The organism is Gilliamella sp. X-60 (genome assembly GCF_057063585.1).
Map to the genome: position 1 here is coordinate 1 of NZ_JBXSQJ010000044.1, position 2,606 is coordinate 2,606.

At 31.5% G+C, this 2,606-nt stretch carries 4 protein-coding genes and 1 pseudogene; 3 read left to right on the forward strand and 2 right to left on the reverse strand.

Annotated features, from left to right (window positions below):
• Nucleotides 1-6: 6 nt before the first annotated feature.
• Nucleotides 7-87 (forward strand): integrase core domain-containing protein, encoded by an 81-nt coding sequence (locus ACYIAM_RS12895; RefSeq protein WP_141670356.1) that lies wholly within the window; start codon nucleotides 7-9, stop codon nucleotides 85-87.
• Here the strand turns inward: ACYIAM_RS12895 and ACYIAM_RS12900 are convergent.
• On the reverse strand, nucleotides 70-660 hold the full coding sequence (locus tag ACYIAM_RS12900; protein ID WP_483748545.1) for a cytochrome P450 family protein: 591 nt from the start codon (nucleotides 658-660) through the stop codon (nucleotides 70-72). The two genes, ACYIAM_RS12895 and ACYIAM_RS12900, sit on opposite strands and share 18 nt — an antisense overlap.
• Nucleotides 661-683: 23 nt before the next feature.
• Nucleotides 684-1,322: a tRNA-dependent cyclodipeptide synthase gene (locus ACYIAM_RS12905; RefSeq protein WP_075538227.1), complete on the reverse strand. Its 639-nt coding sequence runs from the start codon at nucleotides 1,320-1,322 to the stop codon at nucleotides 684-686.
• Between the two features lie 236 nt (nucleotides 1,323-1,558).
• On the opposite strand from ACYIAM_RS12905, the gene ACYIAM_RS12910 reads away from it, so the two are divergent.
• Both ACYIAM_RS12910 and ACYIAM_RS12915 read left to right on the forward strand, forming a co-directional pair.
• Complete coding sequence (locus ACYIAM_RS12910; RefSeq protein ID WP_483748546.1) at nucleotides 1,559-2,380, forward strand: AraC family transcriptional regulator; 822 nt, start codon at nucleotides 1,559-1,561, stop codon at nucleotides 2,378-2,380.
• A 115-nt stretch (nucleotides 2,381-2,495) separates the two neighbouring features.
• Nucleotides 2,496-2,606 (forward strand): annotated as a pseudogene (locus tag ACYIAM_RS12915) (IS5/IS1182 family transposase); the annotation flags it as partial.

The following is a 2,606-nucleotide window of genomic DNA, read 5'->3' on the forward strand; positions in this document are numbered from 1 at the left end:
TTAACGATTTATAATACCGAAAGACCGCATGAGGCGTTAAATAACATGACACCGATTGAGTATAAAACACTAAAACAAGCAGCATGATTTTCTACGTGAGTTGTGTACTAGGTTTGGGGTATTTACATCTTCAGTCTCTTTTGAAAGATTAAACCCAGTCGCAAATTGAACTATGAGTTTTAATCTTTCTAGATACCAGTCTAATTTATTATAATCAATACCAATGATATTGAATGTTGTTAATAAAGCATATTTATTACCAAAATCAGAAATAAAATCAAATTTGTTCTTAGTTATAATTTCTGTTAACAATGAATCACATAGATTTGTCAGTTTGGGGTGATAATAATCTTTCAACACACGACCGGTAAGCTGATGTAAGAGCATGCTCTTTTTTATTTTATGTTCATTACCTTCCATCTGAGCCAGAACTTTTCCCCTCATTACTGGCTCAGCTCTTTTAGATAAAGGTTTTGTTGAAAATAATACTGAATTTCCAAGTATGCTACGAACAGCATCATAACTAATAGCTAAATGCGCATTTAAAGTTTTGTCATAAATAACGTTCTCCGTTTTATCCAATAAATCAATATATTTGTATGGATCTTGTCCATATTCATCAGACAACACTCCTGGAAAATGATTGTTCATAGTCAACATATTACCTCCATATTACTTAATAATTAAATTGAATGATCTTTAACAATAATTTTTGTATCTGAACTAGGGCTGATACTTAACTTTCCAGCATAAACATAATCAGCTATTGGCCATGAACAGTAATAAGATATATGCAGACTAGTTAGTGAAGATGACAATAAAGAAGGGGAAATAATAAAAGGAATTTCTCTTATTATATATTCTGTAGCAATAATAATATCCTGTTCTTTTATTTCAGATGTTTTACTGATGGCGTTTTTTCTATTCAAAATAGCTTTATATGACTGAGTTATACATAATGAGTGAAAATTCTCATTATTTTTAAAATCTTCTTTTATTATCTCTACATTTTTTTTATACAATTCGTCAGCATAAAAATCGGAAAATTTTAATATTCTTTTTGCAAAAAAATCATGACCAGACATTGATAAATAATTATTAATAGCTCTTTCAATTCGATAAAATTCTTTTCGTGATTTTTTACGTGCTTTTACCTCATTATCTCCAGCTCCTATTAAAAGATACTTAGCCTCTTCATGTGGATGTAAAACATCTACATGATCATAATTATCAAACCCCCACTCCAACATATTTTTAATGTAATTTTCATTAAATTTGGAATTAAAAGGGCTTATGCCAAATAAAACATGTTTTCCTTTCATTTTATACCCCTTTCTAGACAGCTAGCTACTAAAAATATATATAACATTAATTATTTCAATCAATTATATTAAATAATATTTTTTTTAAATCATTCATGATTTATTGCTAATTTATTTTTAATATATATAGTTATATTTATTTTATTTGAATTAAGTTGGGCTAATTTAGGATAGTTAGTAAAACAAAAAATTACTAACTAATTCCAGCCACAAAATATTACTTAGAGGCCATATAAATGAATATTTCACTCATTTCTCCAGAGGTCGCTTCTTCTGATAACGAACCTATGATTATATCGGCATCACTCAAATCCTCATCAGTGAAAGTAACAGAACTTCATCATCACTCGAGAGGACAACTAGCTGGTACATTACAAGGTTTAATTTCAATTGAAGTGGAAAGTAGTCAATGGGTAATACCCGCAACTCATGGTATATGGATACCTCCAGATACACAGCATTCTCTTCTCGGATCACATGGGCCATTCCACGGATGGAGTATCTATATACAAAAAAGCGAATGTAATAATCTGCCGAATAAACCCTGCATGCTAGAATTATCTAGTCTATTGCGTGAAGCAATTACCCGAACCATGACATGGAATAATTCAGAATTGCAACCCGAGCATAAGCGATTGATGGCAGTGATTGTCGACGAGATTAGTATAATCCCTCAAGTTGAGATAGCACTCCCAATGCCAAAAGATATTCGTTTGTTAAAAATTGCTTTAGCTTTGTCTAATAATCCTAGTGATGATAGAAACATTAATGAATGGAGCGTTTGGGCTGGGATTTCTCGACGCTCATTGACTCGTCGATTTACAAATGAAACTGGATTTAATTTCACAGAATGGCGACAGAAACTACGTATGTTAAAAGCTTTAGAGTTGCTTGTTGCGGGCAGACCTATCACAGAAATTTCTTTAAATTTAGGTTATGATAATATTAGTGGTTTTATTGCTATTTTCCGTCGAAATTTCGGGGTAACTCCAGGTAACTATCAAAAAGCGATGAGAAATAACCACCCATGGAGAAACTTTAATGACACTATCATTTAAAATGATAATTATATTAATGATAAATTAGGGCGTGTTGATCTTTCGTGATTATTTTTTAGACGGCATGATGTGAGTTATAATAATTCTGCAAAAAACAACCATAACTCGATTCATCATGCCAAGAACAATGCTAACAGATAAACGGTGGGAAAAGCTACTACAAATAATGAAAAATACCGGCCGAGTTTATAATAAATCCGAGCATCGGATGACGTTTGAAGGGAGC